Raw genomic sequence first — 16,595 nt, 5'->3', positions numbered from 1 at the left:
ATTTATTTTAAATCAAAAAGGCTATATTTCGTTCATATTGGAACGGAATATAGCCTTTCTCTTTATCCTTTTACTTTGAGGCTTTTATGAGTGTAATGATTCGCTTGAGATTAACAGTAAATATGGCCATGGCACCTTGCATTTGCATGCCAACAAGACCCGAGGACGATGCAACATCATACCCGTGTCTATGCTTGAGTTCACTATTTTTTGCTTCAATTTTATAACGTTCTTTCGATTTTTCTTTGAAACCATCGCTATTTTGAAATGCCTCATGTTCCTTATGTTCGGTTCGATTTGATGGTTACAGAATAGGTTTTACTTTTCGCACCTTCTTTATAGCACCCGTCTTTCATTGGGCATACTTTGCATTTTTCAATGTCAAACATGTAGGTATTCTTTTGGTTATTATTCATACCTTTCTTACCTGTACGCGCTCTTTGAATCGCCAAATGTCTAGCTTTACAAACGTACATACCTGCATCTTTATTAAACTCAAATTCATCTTCTTTTTTACGAGTTCCTTGTGTGATATTAGGGTTTAATTTTGATATTAATTGTAATTCGTTGTGATTGGCATATTGAATATTATCTTTTTCAGAATAGGCAGTATCTCCAATGACGGTATCGATCTTCATACCTGTGTCACGACTTTTTTCAATGAGAGTTTGAAGTTGTTTTCCATCACTTTTCTCACCAGTCGTAACCACCGCAGCTGTAATAATTCGTTCTTCATTCATAGCAAGATGTGTTTTGTAGCCGAAGAACGAGGAGTCTGCCGTTTTGTGACTTATGCGTGCATCTGGATCATTGCTGAGTTGAAAGTGCTCATGGTGATCAGCTACGATTTCTTTTAAGTAGTTCAGCTTTTCTTTCACCTTTGGGTATTCACGGAGGGATTCTTCTTTTTCTACTGCATCTATAACTTTTTGGCAATAGTCCAGTTCATCAGACAATTCGTTCGTCGTTGTTTTCGGTGGGAATTTATCCTTCATTTTTTCATCGATCTTGTAAACGGATTTTCTCAACAACTTAGACTTTTGCATTAATATTTCTTTGGGTGATAGCTGATTAAATCGTGCTTTCGTATGGGTGGCATCCACAATAATTGCGCTGCTTTTGATAATTTCTTTTTCCAACGCGATCTCCACGGTCTTTTGAATAAGTATGTCGAGCAGGTTCACATCTTTCAAGCGAAGCCTGCGAAACTTTGTTAGTGAACTAGGATTAATGACTTCGTCTTCAGGTGCCATATCTAAAAAGTACTTAAAGGACATGTCATATTTAGAACGTTCCACAACATCCACATCGGATACATCGAAAATGGATTTCAACAATAGGTATTTGAACATTCGAATGGGAGGCACTGCATTGCGACCATTGTCGAGGCAGTATTTATGCTGCAATTCTACATGAACAAATGAAAAATCTACGAGATCATTTATTTGACGAAGCATATTATCTTTAGGTACGACGATATCGTATATGGCCATAAATGGACTAAGGTTAAGAGATTGTTGGTTTGAAATCATCCGAGACACCACCTGAAATTAATCATTTAATTATACAGGAGAACAGATATCCCTCCTCAAAAAAATGAGGAGGGATATCTGTTTATAGATGTTGGACTTTTTCAGTGGCCTCCTGCAATACAGAGATCATCTTCTAGAAGCAGTGTAGATGCCCTTTTACCGATTTTTATCCGGGTGAGTTTTTTATTGAACTAACGTTTCCCGTTTAGTTTAATGACTAATTCTGTGTTAATCATAAAAAATTCTTTATTTATTCTAGCTTAATAAGTTTGTCCTCCTCAATAAAATGTCAATTATAGAGCTACTAGACAACAAAATTGGGAGAAATTTATACAAGCAATCATGGCCTTATTTCAAATACATGAACGGCTTAGTTTATAATCATTGCTATTATATATCGAATGCGTTCTCTTATCATCAAAGTATTAAATTCAAAGTGTATGAGTGTCTAACTCATCCAATAACTTCAAGTATTTATCAAATAATTTTTCGGAATCCTTCACGTTGTATATTAAATGCTTTCTTTCCTCTTGTACTAGATTTGTTATATAATTCTCGATTTCATAAGTTGTAGGAATAGATTCAACATTTCTCACTATATTGTCTATTACAATTAGGATTGAATTTAAAATCTCAATAAAAACGACTAATGATAACTTTTCATCGATCAAAATTTTTGACTTGAAATTTTTGGATAAGGAGCTAACCACAGTTTGACATAGCTTGTTGAGAATATTCGAATATTTATCATCTATTATTAAACAGTGCCTAATGTCACCTATTGATGATAGCTCCGGCATTAAGTTATGCACGTATTGATTACTCGCTGTGGTAAAAAGAGTAGCCAGTTTTGAGTACGGTTTACCTATTAAATCCATCTTACTTTGAATTTTACTTTTTGTCGCTTGATCCTTGTTATCTCTATAATTAATGAGATCAGACTTTAAATCGACTAGATCATCGTCACTACAAGATAAAGTGAATTCATCTAAATACTTTGTTAATTTAGAGTTTAGCTGTTTAAAGTCTTTCATTCGCGTTACCACCTCTAGAATAAATTTAATCAGAAAAAACCATAGAAGCAGTGTTTGAACACTGCTTCTACTTATTTCTATAATATTAGAAGAACGAGTGACCACCAACTCTGTTCCATGTATGGAAATGGTAATAGTAACCAAACCCAAGACCTCCACCATGAATTTCAGGGCCAACTGCCTCTTTACCTCCACCAGCTCGCTCAGCAACCTTAGCTGCTCCCGATAAAGTTGTTGACCATACATCATTACCAGTAATTGTAGAATCTCCATTAAATGATTTTAATCTCAAAGCCGCATTACTTAAGGAGATAGAAGGTCCAATCCATACATCACCTTGCATTATTTTAGCGTAGTAATGGTCGTACTCTCTTTTATTTCTCAAGTTCATTGCAATTTCATCTGTTCTTGCAAATTCAATATGATTGATAATAATGACAGCAGCAATAAGAAGAAGTGATTCTATTAGCTTAGCGCCCACTATTTGCACAAGAGGAGCTAAAATTACCATCATTGGTTGAATAACTGAATCATTATTACTGATAGTTGACTTCTGTCCTGTTTCCTCATCCTCATATGTTATAGTTGCACCAAACCTTGTTGAATAATCATCGATTGTTAAAGCATATTGTTCTACAAGATTATTATCAATAGATTCAACAGACATTAAGGAAACAGGCGTAAGTTTTGATTCTTCATATGTAGTAAGAGTAGTCTCCAATGTCTCCTTATCTTGAACTAATATACCAACAACACCATCAATCTCAGTTTTCAATCTAATCTCTTGCTCATTATTAACCACAACCTCAACACCATCTAACTCCGTTGTGATGTTGTTATTCTGAGCTTTAACATTAGATGGAGTAATCACACCTACACTAACAAGAACAAATACAAGGAATGTTGCCAAGAATTTTACAAAATTTCTTTTAAGTAACATTGTATTGGATATCTCCCTTTTTTATAGTGTGTTTTGAAAAAACTAAAAACTAAGCTAACCTCCTTTTTCTCATATATTGTAAATATATACTAAAAAATAGTATTTATCAACAATAAATATAATTTATTTCATGTTATGGAATTTAAAACATAAAAAAATTTATATATAAAATTATTACATATTTATCCATTATCAAACTAGTCTAACTGGCAAACGAACTAAGGAGTCGAATAAGACACCAACTCTAACCCCCCCCCCCCCCCCCCCCGTTGCTCTTGGCCTAAGACGAACTTGCACTTAAACCTTGTTTATAACCTTGTCTCTACTACTGTTATATTTGACCATGATCTTAACAAAGTGAATATAAAAATTTGCATATTTACAGAGCTCATTTTAATAGTTATGTAATTAATCGTAACCTTTTATCTCATGCAGGAGTCGTTCTTTGGCCATTTTAAGGGGGTGAATTTCTCCGAAAAACTGCACTACCCTAGAAGAGGTTAAACGAGAGGTGAAAGCCTATATAAACTACTACACCATTGCAGATAACAGTGGAACCTAAAAAGGATGACCCCTGTGCAATACGTTTGGCAGGATGTATTTAAAACAGCTTCTACAGAAAAGAAGAAAATGATGTTAAGTATATTGCTAGAAGTGGTCTATATTAGTAAAGATAAAATATTGGTTGAAATCAAGGGTAGATTAAAAGAACTACTCCGGTCATCTATTCAGAGAGAGTATGGAAACGAAGAACTCAATTTCTGAGAGAATAAGGTCAGTGGTTCGAGCCCACTACAGATCATACAGGAGAAGCTTTACGATGTAAGGCTTCTCCTCTTTTTTAAACAAAATTTAAATAGAACATAAATTCAACGTAAGGTTCGTCTTCTATACTTGGTTTTGAGATCAACATAGAATACGACGAGGAGAGAACTTATGAATTATTCAAGTCCATTTACATCAAAGATAGCCAGAGTAGGGATCGCGGGTACACTGGCCTTATTGCTGGCAACAAGTCCACTTGTGAACATGAATTATACTGCGGCTCAGGCAGCGCCCACATCTGGAACTGTAGAATCTGCTGTACATAACACACGGAAAGATACCCTAGAGCAGACCCCGATTCAATACCAGATCCAGGCTCGATTAAATGAGAAGGACATGACAATCCAGGGGAGCGAGAAGGTAACGTATCACAACACAAGCAAGGATACAATCCAGCAGCTGGTCCTTCATACATATGCTGATGCAAACCTCTCCAAGTCTACACAGGCGAGCATGTACCAACAGCATAATGAAAAGATTAGATCACCCGGAGAAGACAGCGGAGGACTTTCTGGGTGGCATCGATATTCAGGCTGTAACAGCAGATAGTCAATCGCTGGATTTCCACAAGGAAAACCAAGCGTTGACCGTACAGTTGAAAGAGCCCGTTCAACCAGGCGAATCTGTAGCGATCCAACTGGAATTCCAGCTGAACATTCCATACGGGTCGCAGCGAATTTCCTACTACAAGGATATGATTAATGGTGCACACTGGTTTCCGGTGATGTCTGTCTACGACGAAGTTAAGCATCAGTGGAACAAGGCACCGTATAGTCGAACCTTTGAGAGCGATTATTACACCTCATCAGACTTCGATGTTCAATTAAATATTCCTGATAAGTATCAGGTAGCCATGCCGGGTATGATCACCACTCGAGACAGTACAGAACAGGGGCGTAAAGTTGTTTCTGCTGTAGCCAAGAATACAAGGGAGTTTGTTTTCTTTGCCAGTCCAAACCTTCAAGTGGAGAGCGTTACTCGTAAAGGTCTGACGGTGGAATATTATTATTCCAACGATGATCCTTCCAAGAAAGAGCTGGTTGACCGATACATTAATCAGGCATTCAAGGTTATTGATTTTTATAGTGAGAAATATGGCAAGTATCCCTATCCCGAGTTCCGCATTGTCGAGACGTATGTACAGGGCGTCGCTGTGGAGTATGCGAGGCTAATTCAGATGGGGCAGATTCCAAGCGGTGCTGTTCCAGAAGAAGATACAACATTTGTTCATGAAATAGCACATCAGTGGTTCCATGCGTTGATCGGTAATAATTCGGAGATAGAATCTTTTCTGGATGAAGGCTTTGCTGATTTCTCCATGGTGTATTTTGCTGAGAAACAGGGAGACAAGCTAAATGGTTTCAGATCCATACAGTTTGATACTGCACCCATAGATATGACCATTGCGTCAACAAACGATGAGGCAGGAGATTTGGCCGGTCTGGTCTATTATCAGAAGGGAAGACAAGCGATCTATCAGCTTTACCGTTCCGTCGGTGAAGAGAAATTTGATGAGTTGATGAAGACATATTTCAAACGCTACGTGTACCAAAATGCAACGGTAGAGGGGCTACTTCATACCATTGAAGATGTGCTCGGTAAAGAAGTACGTTCAGAAATGCAGATGGCCCTATATCAGCCTAACTTTGTCTTAAAGCAGGAATATCAATTATCACAAGAAGAGACCGCCGCCTATGTGCATGACATCTTACAACTACAGTATCAGACTGTCATGAGTATGATCCCTGATCTGCCTTATGAAGTGATGAATCGATTGATGGAAAAAATACTTCAGGGCGAGAAATTAACCATTGTGCTCAGCGATCAGGTGAGTAAGCTTGCAGCTAAACAGCAGGAAAATATGGTTCATCAGTTGACCGGATTCCTTGATATGAGCGGTGTGAAATACGACGTTATACGGGATCGCAAGGAACTGAAGCAAAAGATGAAAAAAGAGATCGGCAACAGCAACCTTATTGTAATTGGCAACGCGAAGTCAAACGGTCTGGTGCAGGCTTTAAAATCCAGCATGATCGATCGGGCGAAACAGACAGGTTTTCCTTGGAAGAATACTATGAATGAACCTCTCGCTGCTGGTGCATATGTGATCAAACATCCCTATAACCAGAATCGATTGATGCTTCACTATTTCTGGAATGAGGATCATCTGAGTGATGCAGCATATGAACCTTTTAAGCTGAAAATACAGGAGTCTATCGGATTCACTAACGATTTTTACCAATACAATCTATTGGACAACCAAGGCAAGGAGAAATCCAATAAAAAAATAGCGAATCCCATATCTTCATTGTTTGCGGAGCAATAAGTCATTGGCTTTAGAAACGTGAAGAAAGCATCCCTTGTGACACGACGAAAAGACTTGTTTAAGAGAACATCTATATTGCAGTTTCTTCCTCTAATCAGGTTAGCCAATTGTTATTGGTTAGCCTGTTTAGTCATTTTAACAAAAGCAAACCGATGGTTGCATAACTCACTCCCCTTCAAAGGAAAGATATAACCTTCAAAAAGTCTAAAAGGGGATAAAATTTTATGTTGTTTTGCAAACCAGTCTTGGAATATTAGGGCCATAAAATGGGTATGATGCTTTAACAGAAAGGTAACTTCATGAATATACTTATCGTGAGAAAACAATAGGAGGGATTAATATGAAGGATCAACATTATCCGGGCATGCCATGGAAAGAGACAGTCACTGATCACAACGGTAAGGAAAGCAAAGGAATTAACAAAATGAAAGCGTATTCATATAATACAGGCATTCGCTCTATCATTCGTGTTATTCAGGGGCCGGCTGCGAATATGGGTAATGTTGTTGATCTCTCAAATCTACTAAAAGTCACATCGGAATTAGTATTCTTCTCTCCATTGGACATTGTCACCCTGCACGTTAAGGAGGTTGTGTAACATGTCAATGGTTGAAAAAAATATCCAGGCAGAACAGACTGCTAATGTCACAGCCAACAGTTTCACTTCGCCTTATGATTATTGCGATGCAGAATCCCGACGGATGTACACGCCTCAATTTGATAAAAAAATGGACAATCCTATGTATACCGCTGTAATGGCGGGTCTTCAATCGATCTATTGGTTTCGGGCGATCAAGGTAAAGGGGCTTATCCCCGATGCCATGGCGGATTATTATGCCACGTATTCTACCAATCATAATCACATCGGAGGAATTGGACTAGCCTACTCAAACAGCCCGACAGGACCATGGACGAAACACGGACAGGTATATCTGGATACTGTGGTTGGGAATTCGACGGAAACTCCATTTGTAATCTGGAACGATGTTGAACAATTATTCTTCATGTATTATCAACAAAACGGGCTGGGGATTAATCAATCAACCGCACTTGCGACATCTGTGGACATGATCAATTGGACAAGAGTGGGTTTGATTTTGGATAAACCTCCCGGTTTTCCGGGTGATGGGCATACGGGATACTTCTCATGCTTCAGAAATGGCGGCAAATGGATCGGTTTCTCGGTGATGGGCGGGGGTGACTTTGGCCGTAAATGTATCTGGCATTCTCATGACGGGCGCTGCTGGTTAGCTGATCCCAGACCATTATTGGGTGGTAATGATGCCACTTTAACTGCGGCAGAGAACATTTCGAGATCCAATGCTGGTGTATTTATGTATAAAGGAAGCATGTGGTGGCTAGGCATGTTGTCAGCTTATGCTTCAGGTGGGGCTGCGACCGTAGCCCGGCCTGCGATCGCCAGGATCAGCGCAGACTTTCGACAGCTGCTGGATAAACCTTCAGATATACATTTTCCGGCATTGACCTGGGAAACGACGAACATGCAATCCATGATGGTGTCTGTTATGGACGGTGTAGTGTACGTGTATTACAATACCGATCATAATATCGGTGTAGCCTATTCGGTGGGGGTGTAGAGATGGTTATACGTGATGCAGCGGGTCAGATCGTCCCCTTCGGCAAGGTCCACAAACAGCTTGTGGCCGATTTTCTTCACGGAACGTTACCGGACTGGCTTGAGGTGGTGGGTACACCAACGTTTGAGCCTTTGCCTGATAGAGGAACCATTACAGTCACAACAGCGGCAACGGCAGGAGCATCCGCAGAGTTGAAAATGAAGCATCTGATTGATAGCTCGAAAGTAACCGCTATTGCGTTCACATTGGAAGCGTTACAATTGAACGGGAATATTGGTATCTCGGTTCAGGTCGGCATTAAATCAAAGGATAGCAAAGCAGGAATCACCTTTTTTCAGAACGTCAATCAGAAGTATGGTATGGTTCGTGCCTATAAAGCAGACGGAACGTACACCGATTTCAAGCAAAACATGGTGTTCTTCACCACACATGGCATAGCAGGAGATGAGGCACAGAACCGTAAAAATCTCACTGTGCTGCTCTGTACTGGATTACAGTTCTCAGCTGGGTTCGAGAGACCGTCTGTATGGCTTGGTGCAGATGACCAGTATGGCGGTGTTGCTGCTGATCTCAGCGGTGGACTGTTCCAACATGGAAACCTGCAATGTCTGTTAAAATTGACAACAAGCCCGGCAGAGGCGAAGTATTTCAAATGTGCACAGGTGAAGGTCGATCTCTGGAGCAACTGATTGGTTAGACAGGTTGGGGAGGCATTTGACGATGAACACGATACATTATTCAGCAGAATCACTTGAAAATGTGGAGCAGTTACTAACTTTATATGAAGCTTTGGGATGGAACTCGCTGAACCTAACCCTTGATGAGTTGGAGCGTATGTGCAGACAGAGCTGGTATGCATTATATGCGTATGACCAACAGCGCTTGGTCGGTATGGGGCGTGTAATATCCGATGGGGTCATCACAGGCATCATATGTGGAGTAGGTGTTCTGCCTGACTACCAATCCCGAGGAATCGGTAAGGAGTTGTTAACACGAATCATTGAACATTGTGAGAAAAATAAGGTGATTCCACAATTGATGTGCACCGAAGGTTTGGCAACCTACTACGAAAAACTCGGATTTGAGAGATTTAGCATTGGAATGACGAAGAGAATAAAGCGATAAAAGCTGTTCGTGAGGATAAACATGTATGATCTGTCCTAACGATAAAACGTATTTTTAGAAGTCGCAATATAAGCGGCTTCTTTTTTTTGTTATAAATAATCATTTACAAACACAATTAAATTGTGTACAATCAAATTGTTAACAAAACAAAAACGAGTAATCATGTTTGAACCAATAAAATTAAATTCGAAGAGGAGTCTTTCACATGAAAACATTATATGAAACTACAGTAATTAATACAGGCGGACGTCAAGGAATCGTACAATCCCCAGATAACGTGTTTATGTTAGATGTCGCTGCACCCCCTGAACTTGGAGGCAAAGTAACGACGGCTACGAATCCGGAGCAACTGTTTGCAGCAGGATATAGTGCTTGTTTTAACTCCGCGCTGGAGTTCCAATTGAAGAAACACAAAGTTGAAATTGAAAGAAGTACCGTAGCTGCAACCGTAATGTTGGTGACGGACTCTGAGGATAACGGCGTGAAGCTTCAAGTAGATTTGGAAGTTAAAATTCTCGGTCTGGATGAGGAAACGGCTAATAAATTTGTGAAACTTGCCCATGACTACTGCCCATATTCCAAAGGAATCAAAGGGAACGTGAATGTTAACGTGGAACTGGCGTAATCATTGATACTATGTATAGTTGAGTAGAAACCTCCGAGAAATCGGAGGTTTTTTGGTGTTTTATACAGAAGAATCAAATTCTCCCTTTAATATGGGTTATAATGGTATGAGGACTAAACAAAGCTGCTGAAAGGGGAATGTACTCATGATGGATTTTAGCAAACCACCCCATGGCTCTGAGACTGATACCCACCGTCAACGTCATCAGGAAGATGAACAGAAATACCTGTCCGGAGGAAAGAGCATCTGGTATGAGATTAGCAATTGGCTCATTCTCGGAGGCATCCTCTTGGTCATTTTCTTATTATTTAAATACGTATTCTAAATAGACACACAACCGGGCGAATCCCCATATGATGCATTACATCAGTAAGCACTTGGGGAAATGGGGAATCCGGGATGGCAAAGGCAAAAGGAAAGAAAGCTCCCGCGTTGAAGAGCGACAAAATTCGTGTGTCCATGAAGTTGGTCACTTCGGATGTATGCGAGAGATGTAAAACACCCTGTTCACGAGGAATGGAGTACGCTGCACGAATGAGAATTGAAGGGGCAGTAGGCAAAGGTGTCCCCTGTATACTGACCCGCCATACTTCTTCGTAACTCTTCATGTAATTCCGTATATATAACAATAATAGGATAGGGGCATCCTTTAATGAGGATTGCCTCTTTTTGCGTATTCCAAGGGGTGGAAAAAATGTTGGATAAAAAATGAAAAATGATGAAAAACAGCGCAACTTTGTGGATGAATCTGCAGTATAAATGTACAACAGCTAGCAGCAGGGGAGGGAATATTGACGGGATGAAATGGAAACGAATATTGCTTTGTGTCATGGTATTCTCCTTGCTCGGCGGGTCTTTATTGTTTGCGGATTCAGTGAACGAGAAGATTCGAGTTCTCATTAACGGCAAGGAAGCAGCTGACGGAGGTTATCTCATTGATGGAACGACCTATGTACCTGTAAGGGAAGCCGGAGGCGTCGTCAAATGGGATAGCAGTAACAAGAGAGTAACGGTGATCAAACCGAATGTACATATTTTTCTCTTCAAGGGAGACACTGTATTTGGTAACGTTAACGTGGGCAAACTGAAATTCAATGTATTTTCACAAGTGGACAGTTTAACAGCAGATGTAGCTGCCGTGAAAGTAACAATCACCAATCCAAGCGGTCAGGTGAAGGATATCCAGTCACAGGAGCTTACAACACAGAAGGATAACTTCTGGTTCCGCACGTATGATTTTACGTACGATTTCAGTCGTGCTGGCAAGTACCAAGTCGGTTTTCATATTAAAGAAAATGCAAACAGCAACTACGTCCTGGTAGCGGAGAAAATCATTACAGCGCTGAACGATTGAAGCGAATGTAACGCTGCCCTTTTAAATTGACCTGGCTCAATGAACATGTTACGATATGCAAGGTTACACAATTTCTATTTATAAAGCGAGGTATTTCAATGAGCGATCACACACATGAACACGGCGATGGCTGCGGATGCGGGCAAGACCACGACCACGACCACGAGCATGAAGAAGTCCTTCTCACATTAACAGACGAGAACGGCCAAGACGTGGAAATGGTTTTGGTGGAGACGTTTGACGTGGAGAAGCATGTTTATGCGCTCCTGCTGGAACGTAACAATCCTGAAGCTGACGGCATCATCCTGCGTATGGAAGAAGAAGACGAGGAAATGGTGCTCTACAATATTGAAGACGAAGAAGAGTGGAACCGCGTTGAAGCGGCTTACAACGAACTCGTTGCATCACAAGAGTAGTCAATCTTTTGGAACATAGCATGAAGGCTCCTTGATTTCAAGGGGCCTTTTGTTTGTTTTCAAGAGTTATGCGAGCATTATCAAGACTGTATTGTAAGAAAAATAGACGGAAAAATGCAAAATTTCTTGTCTCATAAAATAAAAAAGGACCAAGCTTAAGGCTTGGTCCTTCAAGTTCATTCCAGTGATGGAGTTGTTTTAGAAAATGGCATCGGCTTCCACGATCACTTTAACGTTGGTTACGCTGCGATCTTCGGGTCCTTTGACGGGTAATCCAACTTCGACATGATCGATGATGTAGTCGATGTTTTCCTGGGTGATAACCTCACCCGGTAACAGGATTGGAATTCCTGGCGGATAGACATAGATGAATTCCGAGATAATACGTCCTGCGGATTCCTTGAATGGAATCACTTCGGTATCACCGTAGAATGCATCACGTGGAGTCAGCATCAACTGTGGAATATCCGGAACTTTTACTACCAGTTCATGGGCCGGGTTGACTTGATAATAGGTACGGGAGAGATCCTGCAAAGCGTTCAGCAAGATATCCACGCTGTCATCCGTATCTCCTGGCGTGATGAGACACAGAATATTGTACATATCACTAAGTTCGACCTCAATGTTGTAATGTTCGCGCAGCCAGTTCTCTGTCTCATATCCTGTGATGCCCAGATGGCGGACATGGATCGTTACTTTGGTTGGATCATAGTTGAAGGTCGCTTCTGTACCCAGCAGCTCTCTACCGAAGCAATACAGGCCATCCATATCGTTAATCGAACGTCTGGCAAACTCAGCTAGTTCAATCGCCTTCTGTGCAATCTCACGACCGTGGAGTGCCAGGTTACGTCTGGATGTATCGAGTGAAGCTAGCAAAATATATGAAGTTGATGTTGAGGTGAGCAGACTCAGGATCGTCTGTACACGCTGTGGATTCACGAACCCATTCTTCGTGTTCAGGTTGAGTACGGAACTCTGTGTCATGGAGCCACCAAGCTTGTGAACACTGGTTGCAGCCATATCGGCACCTGCTGCCATCGCAGACAACGGCAGATCCTCATGGAAATGAATGAGTACACCGTGTGCTTCATCAACGAGGACAGGGACTTGATAGCTGTGTGCAAGCTCAACAATCTCTTTTAGATCGGTAACCACGCCGTAATAGGTCGGGTTAATCACCAGCAATGCCTTGGCATCTGGATGACGCTCAAGTGCGCGACGGATAGACTGTGTAGTCACTCCGTGGTCAATGCCTAGATTGGCATCTTGTGAAGGAGAAACAAATACGGGTTTGGCGCCTGAGAAAATAATGGCGGACAGAACCGATTTATGCACATTACGGGGCACAATAATTTTGTCACCCGGTGAACATACAGACAGAATCATGGTCATAATGGCACTGCTTGTGCCTTGTACACTAAAATAGGTATAATCGGCTCCGAAGGCATCTGCTGCCAAAATCTGTGCTTCCTGAATGACACCGGTTGGCTGATGCAGGTCATCCAACGGTGCGATGTTAATCAAATCTATGGAGAAGGCATTATCGCCAATAAATTCACGGAATTCGGTATCCGCTCCCAATCCTTTTTTATGGCCCGGAATATGAAACTGTACCGGATTGAGTGCCGCATGATTTTTTAAAGCGGTAAACAGCGGCGTACGGTGGTGATTCATCAGTGCTGTCACAACCCTTCCTAATAAAATTGGTAAACAAAGATGAGTATAGCAAATTAAGAACCGAATGCAACAGTATAATCGACAATTTTTTAAATTGCCGAGATTTGGGCACATTCCCCACGGTTACACTAAGGATAGGGAATAGGCAAATGAACACCGAAAGGGGAAAAAGAATGCAAACCGATACAAAACCAGCCAAAATTTTGCGATCACCATTTTTTATCGCGATGTGGCTGACACTTTTTCTAGTTGAAATTATCAAAGGGGCCCTGTTGGTAGCTGTTCTGCCCGTGTATATGGACAATATACTGGGTCTGTCTGCAGGCGTCATTGGTGTGGCATTTGCTCTTCAATATCTGGGTGATAATCTGTTCCGGGCGCCTTCCGGCTGGGCAGCAGAACGGATCGGGTTCCGCGCAACGATGGTTACAGCATTAATCTGTACCTTAATCGCTGTTATTATGATCCTTTTTCTCAAAAGTGCCTTTGGACTGGCCATGGCCTGTCTCATTCTTGGAATTGGTACGTCACCACTCTGGCCTTGCGCCATGACAGGGGTGACTGCGATGTCAGGCCCACAGAACAAGAATGGTACAGCAATGGGGGCGCTGGAGATGGCTGCTCTCGGCGGAACGGGGCTTGGACCTATAGGCATGAACTGGCTGCTGGAGCGCACGCATCATGATTATCGAACCATATTCCTCGTGCTGATGGGATGTGCCATACTGGTTATCCTAGTAGCGATGATTCTTCCTGGACGTGTCATTGTTGAAGGAGAGCATGCCGTGCAAGCAGCGAAGAATAGTGATGTGAAATATCCAGCCAAACCCAATCTGCTCACGCCGTTCATACGGCTGCAAAAGAGTGTAAAGGGCACACTGCAACGGGTACGCAGCACGCTTAATGTTAATCCGCTCGTGTATCCTGCCTTGTTCATGCAGTCGTTTGTCATCGGGCTGCTCAGTCCAGTAATCACGCTATATACACGCACAGACCTGCACATCTCACCGAACCTTTACAGTTTGTTGTTGATTGCGGGTGGTGGAATAACCGTTATAGCCTTACTGCCTGTAGGTAAAATGGTAGACAGGTTCGGCACGAAACCGTTCCTGAATGTTGGTTTTTTGATGGCGGCAGCGAGTCTGTTCGCATTTTCCTCCATAACGTCCATTCCAGTGGTGTTTGGCGTTGTCATGCTGGTGGGGATCAGTTATGCCATGATTTTGCCAGCCTGGAATGCTTTTGTAGCTACGCTGATTCCCAAAGGGGAGCGGGGAGCGATCTGGGGATTCTTCCTTACATTGCAGGGATCAGGCATGGTTGTAGGCCCCATTGTATCCGGTCTGCTGTGGGACCACGTTAGCCATCCGGCTCCATTCATCGGGAGTGCCATTGTCATGGCAGGACTTGCCGTAGTGCACTTTGTATTATCCCGGAATCCGTTTCGTACCGCTCCGGCCAAATAAGTAAAAGTAAAGGGAGTTCCGTCAACCGTCGTGGTTACTGGAACTCCCTTTTAGCGTGGCGGGTTGTTGTTCGCGCCACGTCATTCAGTGCAAATATCCTTTGCACATATATAACTACTTAGCTTAAGACAAAGACATTTTATAAAGCGGCAGCAAGGTTAGGAACGTTGAACGGGCCGTTTCCAGGAACTTGTCCCCATCCGCGACAAGCGGATCATCCCGATCAATACGCAGTCCACACATCACCTCGGCTTTTTTCACTGTCTTCAGCTTGGTAATGATTGTTTCATAATCCTCATCCTGCATGTCTTTTTGCAGTGTGCCGTGTGGTGCCATATGGTCCATGGACCAATAGTACTCCCCAGGCAGAGTGCTGCGCACCTCGTCCAATTGGCGTTCAAGCCCTTCGGCGAACGTGGATTTGTTTGGACTTTCATAGATAATCGCAAAGATAACAAATATATGTGTATCGAACATGCCCACTTCAAAGTGAGGCAGAGCTTTGTAACCTCTTTTGGAAGATGCCCAGGATACCCACGTATCCTTCGGAGGATTGACGGTACGCCGCGCATGCTTGGCTACATGCACATACATCTCTTCCCCGCATAATTCAGTCAGGTAGGGCGCAAGTTCAGTACCCAACACTTCCAGCTTTGGCCGAACGCGTTCAATCAGCACTTCCATGCGCGGCTCCAGACCGGGAACCTGAAATACATCAAAATCCTTGCTGTTAAAACCCAAGAAAGTCATCTGTACTCCTCCATTTCGCGTCCATTATATCATGAAAATCGGGGGCTTGCCCCTGTGCTCCTGCGGAAAGCTGCGATCCAGAGGTCCTTTCGGTGAAAAATAGTCAAATAACCAAGTACCCTTACATAAAATGAAGTATAAAATAGGGTAAGCCGATTGAGTAGAAGCGATTGAAGACGAGGGCCGGAGCAAATCCGGTACAGATGGAGGGAGTGCCGTGAATAAGAGTTATGAAGTTGAATATTGCAATCTGGAGCTGCGGTTCAACCGTCGGCATATCCAAAATTTGATCAAAGACCTTATTCGTGAGGGGTATTCACTATATTGGAGCGAGGACGAATCCTTTTTTATCCTGTCTGTCCGTACCGGCCGCAAGCTGGTAAAGCTCCGTTTTCAACAGACACGCAGTGGGAACTATAAGATGACAGGCGATTATATTATCAAGGACGCCAAGCTGGCAGAGTGGCTGGAGAAGCTGATTGGAGATACACGCGGGCATGCGGTTGTGAAGAGGTTCAAGGATCAGCAGATGACCGTGGAGAACATTTTGTTCGGTGAAGTCATTCGTCTCGTTGAAGTGTCCGGATTCAAACAGCGTGTCATTTTTCAAAAGGAACCTGCGCCAACGGCGGAAGAGATGGAAGAAATGTTCCTCTCGCGCGAAGGCGAGGAGCGACTGATGTTGTTGCGCATGGAAGTGGACGATGAGCTGGAGCGCCTGTACACGGCCATGCAGATGGATAATATCGAAAAAGCAAATGCTTGTCGTGAAGTCTTAAAACAGCTGTCTGGACATCTGCTAATGCTGGAAGGCTGATCAAGAGAAGGCCGTATTTATGAAAATACGATGAACACCTCAGCAGATTGGGGTGTTTTCTCGTTGCGTAACTGTGCCACGGGGTTCACTTCTATACATAAAACCGTTAA

17 protein-coding genes and 1 pseudogene are annotated in these 16,595 nt (G+C 42.3%); 12 read left to right on the top strand and 6 right to left on the bottom strand.

The annotated features are described in order from the left end of the window. Nucleotides 1-70 precede the first annotated feature (70 nt). The 3 genes and pseudogenes from FS628_RS14570 to FS628_RS14560 form a co-directional block, all read right to left on the bottom strand. Nucleotides 71-1,532, bottom strand: a pseudogene (locus FS628_RS14570) (IS1182 family transposase). A gap of 431 nt (nucleotides 1,533-1,963) precedes the next feature. Further along, the gene (locus FS628_RS14565; protein WP_145322927.1) at nucleotides 1,964-2,566 is read right to left on the bottom strand and encodes a hypothetical protein; all 603 of its coding nucleotides are present in this window, start codon (nucleotides 2,564-2,566) and stop codon (nucleotides 1,964-1,966) included. A gap of 85 nt (nucleotides 2,567-2,651) precedes the next feature. Beyond that, nucleotides 2,652-3,506 carry a hypothetical protein gene (locus FS628_RS14560; RefSeq protein WP_145322925.1) on the bottom strand — a complete coding sequence of 285 codons (855 nt, stop codon included), beginning with the start codon at nucleotides 3,504-3,506 and terminating at the stop codon, nucleotides 2,652-2,654. 936 nt (nucleotides 3,507-4,442) lie between these two features. Between FS628_RS14560 and FS628_RS32645 the strand changes: the two genes are divergently transcribed. The 8 genes from FS628_RS32645 to FS628_RS14525 all read left to right on the top strand — a co-directional run bounded on the left by FS628_RS32645 (nucleotide 4,443) and on the right by FS628_RS14525 (nucleotide 10,330). Continuing rightward, complete coding sequence (locus tag FS628_RS32645) at nucleotides 4,443-4,880, top strand: hypothetical protein (RefSeq protein ID WP_260871035.1); 438 nt, start codon at nucleotides 4,443-4,445, stop codon at nucleotides 4,878-4,880. After that, the gene (locus FS628_RS14555; protein WP_260871034.1) at nucleotides 4,801-6,657 is read left to right on the top strand and encodes a M1 family metallopeptidase; all 1,857 of its coding nucleotides are present in this window, start codon (nucleotides 4,801-4,803) and stop codon (nucleotides 6,655-6,657) included. The genes FS628_RS32645 and FS628_RS14555 overlap by 80 nt, the downstream gene beginning before the upstream one ends. Before the next feature lie 340 nt (nucleotides 6,658-6,997). Then, on the top strand, nucleotides 6,998-7,255 hold the full coding sequence (locus tag FS628_RS14550; protein WP_145322923.1) for a hypothetical protein: 258 nt from the start codon (nucleotides 6,998-7,000) through the stop codon (nucleotides 7,253-7,255). A gap of 1 nt (nucleotide 7,256) precedes the next feature. Further along, nucleotides 7,257-8,255: a hypothetical protein gene (locus tag FS628_RS14545; RefSeq protein WP_145322921.1), complete on the top strand. Its 999-nt coding sequence runs from the start codon at nucleotides 7,257-7,259 to the stop codon at nucleotides 8,253-8,255. 2 nt (nucleotides 8,256-8,257) lie between these two features. After that, a complete protein-coding gene (locus FS628_RS14540) occupies nucleotides 8,258-8,944 on the top strand; it encodes a hypothetical protein (protein WP_145322919.1) in 687 nt (228 codons plus the stop codon). A gap of 31 nt (nucleotides 8,945-8,975) precedes the next feature. Then, nucleotides 8,976-9,380, top strand: a complete 405-nt coding sequence (locus FS628_RS14535; RefSeq protein WP_145322917.1) for a GNAT family N-acetyltransferase — start codon at nucleotides 8,976-8,978, stop codon at nucleotides 9,378-9,380. Nucleotides 9,381-9,585: 205 nt separating this feature from the next. Then, complete coding sequence (locus FS628_RS14530) at nucleotides 9,586-10,005, top strand: organic hydroperoxide resistance protein (protein ID WP_145322915.1); 420 nt, start codon at nucleotides 9,586-9,588, stop codon at nucleotides 10,003-10,005. A 145-nt stretch (nucleotides 10,006-10,150) separates the two neighbouring features. Beyond that, complete coding sequence (locus FS628_RS14525) at nucleotides 10,151-10,330, top strand: hypothetical protein (RefSeq protein WP_145322913.1); 180 nt, start codon at nucleotides 10,151-10,153, stop codon at nucleotides 10,328-10,330. On the opposite strand, the gene FS628_RS33020 is transcribed toward FS628_RS14525, so the two are convergent. Then, nucleotides 10,314-10,613, bottom strand: coding sequence for a hypothetical protein (locus FS628_RS33020; protein ID WP_222125235.1), 300 nt, complete (start codon nucleotides 10,611-10,613; stop codon nucleotides 10,314-10,316). The genes FS628_RS14525 and FS628_RS33020 overlap by 17 nt on opposite strands. A 191-nt stretch (nucleotides 10,614-10,804) precedes the next feature. On the opposite strand from FS628_RS33020, the gene FS628_RS14515 reads away from it, so the two are divergent. Continuing rightward, the gene (locus FS628_RS14515; protein WP_145322909.1) at nucleotides 10,805-11,359 is read left to right on the top strand and encodes a copper amine oxidase; all 555 of its coding nucleotides are present in this window, start codon (nucleotides 10,805-10,807) and stop codon (nucleotides 11,357-11,359) included. Between the two features lie 98 nt (nucleotides 11,360-11,457). After that, nucleotides 11,458-11,775, top strand: coding sequence for a DUF1292 domain-containing protein (locus tag FS628_RS14510; protein ID WP_036614722.1), 318 nt, complete (start codon nucleotides 11,458-11,460; stop codon nucleotides 11,773-11,775). A gap of 198 nt (nucleotides 11,776-11,973) precedes the next feature. On the opposite strand, the gene FS628_RS14505 is transcribed toward FS628_RS14510, so the two are convergent. Beyond that, a complete protein-coding gene (locus FS628_RS14505; RefSeq protein ID WP_047844430.1) occupies nucleotides 11,974-13,449 on the bottom strand; it encodes an aminotransferase class I/II-fold pyridoxal phosphate-dependent enzyme in 1,476 nt (491 codons plus the stop codon). Between the two features lie 176 nt (nucleotides 13,450-13,625). Here FS628_RS14505 and FS628_RS14500 point away from each other — a divergent pair, with 176 nt between their 5' ends. After that, on the top strand, nucleotides 13,626-14,918 hold the full coding sequence (locus FS628_RS14500) for an MFS transporter (protein WP_145322906.1): 1,293 nt from the start codon (nucleotides 13,626-13,628) through the stop codon (nucleotides 14,916-14,918). A 123-nt stretch (nucleotides 14,919-15,041) separates the two neighbouring features. Here FS628_RS14500 and FS628_RS14495 read toward each other — a convergent pair whose 3' ends face one another. After that, complete coding sequence (locus FS628_RS14495) at nucleotides 15,042-15,668, bottom strand: YktB family protein (protein WP_145322904.1); 627 nt, start codon at nucleotides 15,666-15,668, stop codon at nucleotides 15,042-15,044. 217 nt (nucleotides 15,669-15,885) lie between these two features. Between FS628_RS14495 and FS628_RS14490 the strand changes: the two genes are divergently transcribed. Then, nucleotides 15,886-16,485: a hypothetical protein gene (locus FS628_RS14490; RefSeq protein ID WP_145322902.1), complete on the top strand. Its 600-nt coding sequence runs from the start codon at nucleotides 15,886-15,888 to the stop codon at nucleotides 16,483-16,485. The last annotated feature ends 110 nt before the right edge of the window (nucleotides 16,486-16,595 follow it).

It is taken from the genome of Paenibacillus xylanexedens, assembly GCF_007676705.1.
GTDB classification, from domain to species: Bacteria; Bacillota; Bacilli; order Paenibacillales; family Paenibacillaceae; genus Paenibacillus; species Paenibacillus xylanexedens_C.
The sequence above is the reverse complement of the archived record's forward strand: the minus strand, read 5'-3'. Positions and strand labels throughout refer to the sequence as shown.

What these genes read in the sequence shown, in the direction of transcription:
- FS628_RS14565 (WP_145322927.1), bottom strand. Translation starts at nt 2,566, where the DNA reads ATGAAAGACTTTAAACAGCTAAACTCTAAATTAACAAAGTATTTAGAT.
- FS628_RS14560 (WP_145322925.1), bottom strand. Translation starts at nt 3,506, where the DNA reads ATGTTACTTAAAAGAAATTTTGTAAAATTCTTGGCAACATTCCTTGTA.
- FS628_RS32645 (WP_260871035.1), top strand. Translation starts at nt 4,443, where the DNA reads ATGAATTATTCAAGTCCATTTACATCAAAGATAGCCAGAGTAGGGATC.
- FS628_RS14555 (WP_260871034.1), top strand. Translation starts at nt 4,801, where the DNA reads ATGAAAAGATTAGATCACCCGGAGAAGACAGCGGAGGACTTTCTGGGT.
- FS628_RS14550 (WP_145322923.1), top strand. Translation starts at nt 6,998, where the DNA reads ATGAAGGATCAACATTATCCGGGCATGCCATGGAAAGAGACAGTCACT.
- FS628_RS14545 (WP_145322921.1), top strand. Translation starts at nt 7,257, where the DNA reads ATGTCAATGGTTGAAAAAAATATCCAGGCAGAACAGACTGCTAATGTC.
- FS628_RS14540 (WP_145322919.1), top strand. Translation starts at nt 8,258, where the DNA reads ATGGTTATACGTGATGCAGCGGGTCAGATCGTCCCCTTCGGCAAGGTC.
- FS628_RS14535 (WP_145322917.1), top strand. Translation starts at nt 8,976, where the DNA reads ATGAACACGATACATTATTCAGCAGAATCACTTGAAAATGTGGAGCAG.
- FS628_RS14530 (WP_145322915.1), top strand. Translation starts at nt 9,586, where the DNA reads ATGAAAACATTATATGAAACTACAGTAATTAATACAGGCGGACGTCAA.
- FS628_RS14525 (WP_145322913.1), top strand. Translation starts at nt 10,151, where the DNA reads ATGATGGATTTTAGCAAACCACCCCATGGCTCTGAGACTGATACCCAC.
- FS628_RS33020 (WP_222125235.1), bottom strand. Translation starts at nt 10,613, where the DNA reads ATGAAGAGTTACGAAGAAGTATGGCGGGTCAGTATACAGGGGACACCT.
- FS628_RS14515 (WP_145322909.1), top strand. Translation starts at nt 10,805, where the DNA reads ATGAAATGGAAACGAATATTGCTTTGTGTCATGGTATTCTCCTTGCTC.
- FS628_RS14510 (WP_036614722.1), top strand. Translation starts at nt 11,458, where the DNA reads ATGAGCGATCACACACATGAACACGGCGATGGCTGCGGATGCGGGCAA.
- FS628_RS14505 (WP_047844430.1), bottom strand. Translation starts at nt 13,449, where the DNA reads ATGAATCACCACCGTACGCCGCTGTTTACCGCTTTAAAAAATCATGCG.
- FS628_RS14500 (WP_145322906.1), top strand. Translation starts at nt 13,626, where the DNA reads ATGCAAACCGATACAAAACCAGCCAAAATTTTGCGATCACCATTTTTT.
- FS628_RS14495 (WP_145322904.1), bottom strand. Translation starts at nt 15,668, where the DNA reads ATGACTTTCTTGGGTTTTAACAGCAAGGATTTTGATGTATTTCAGGTT.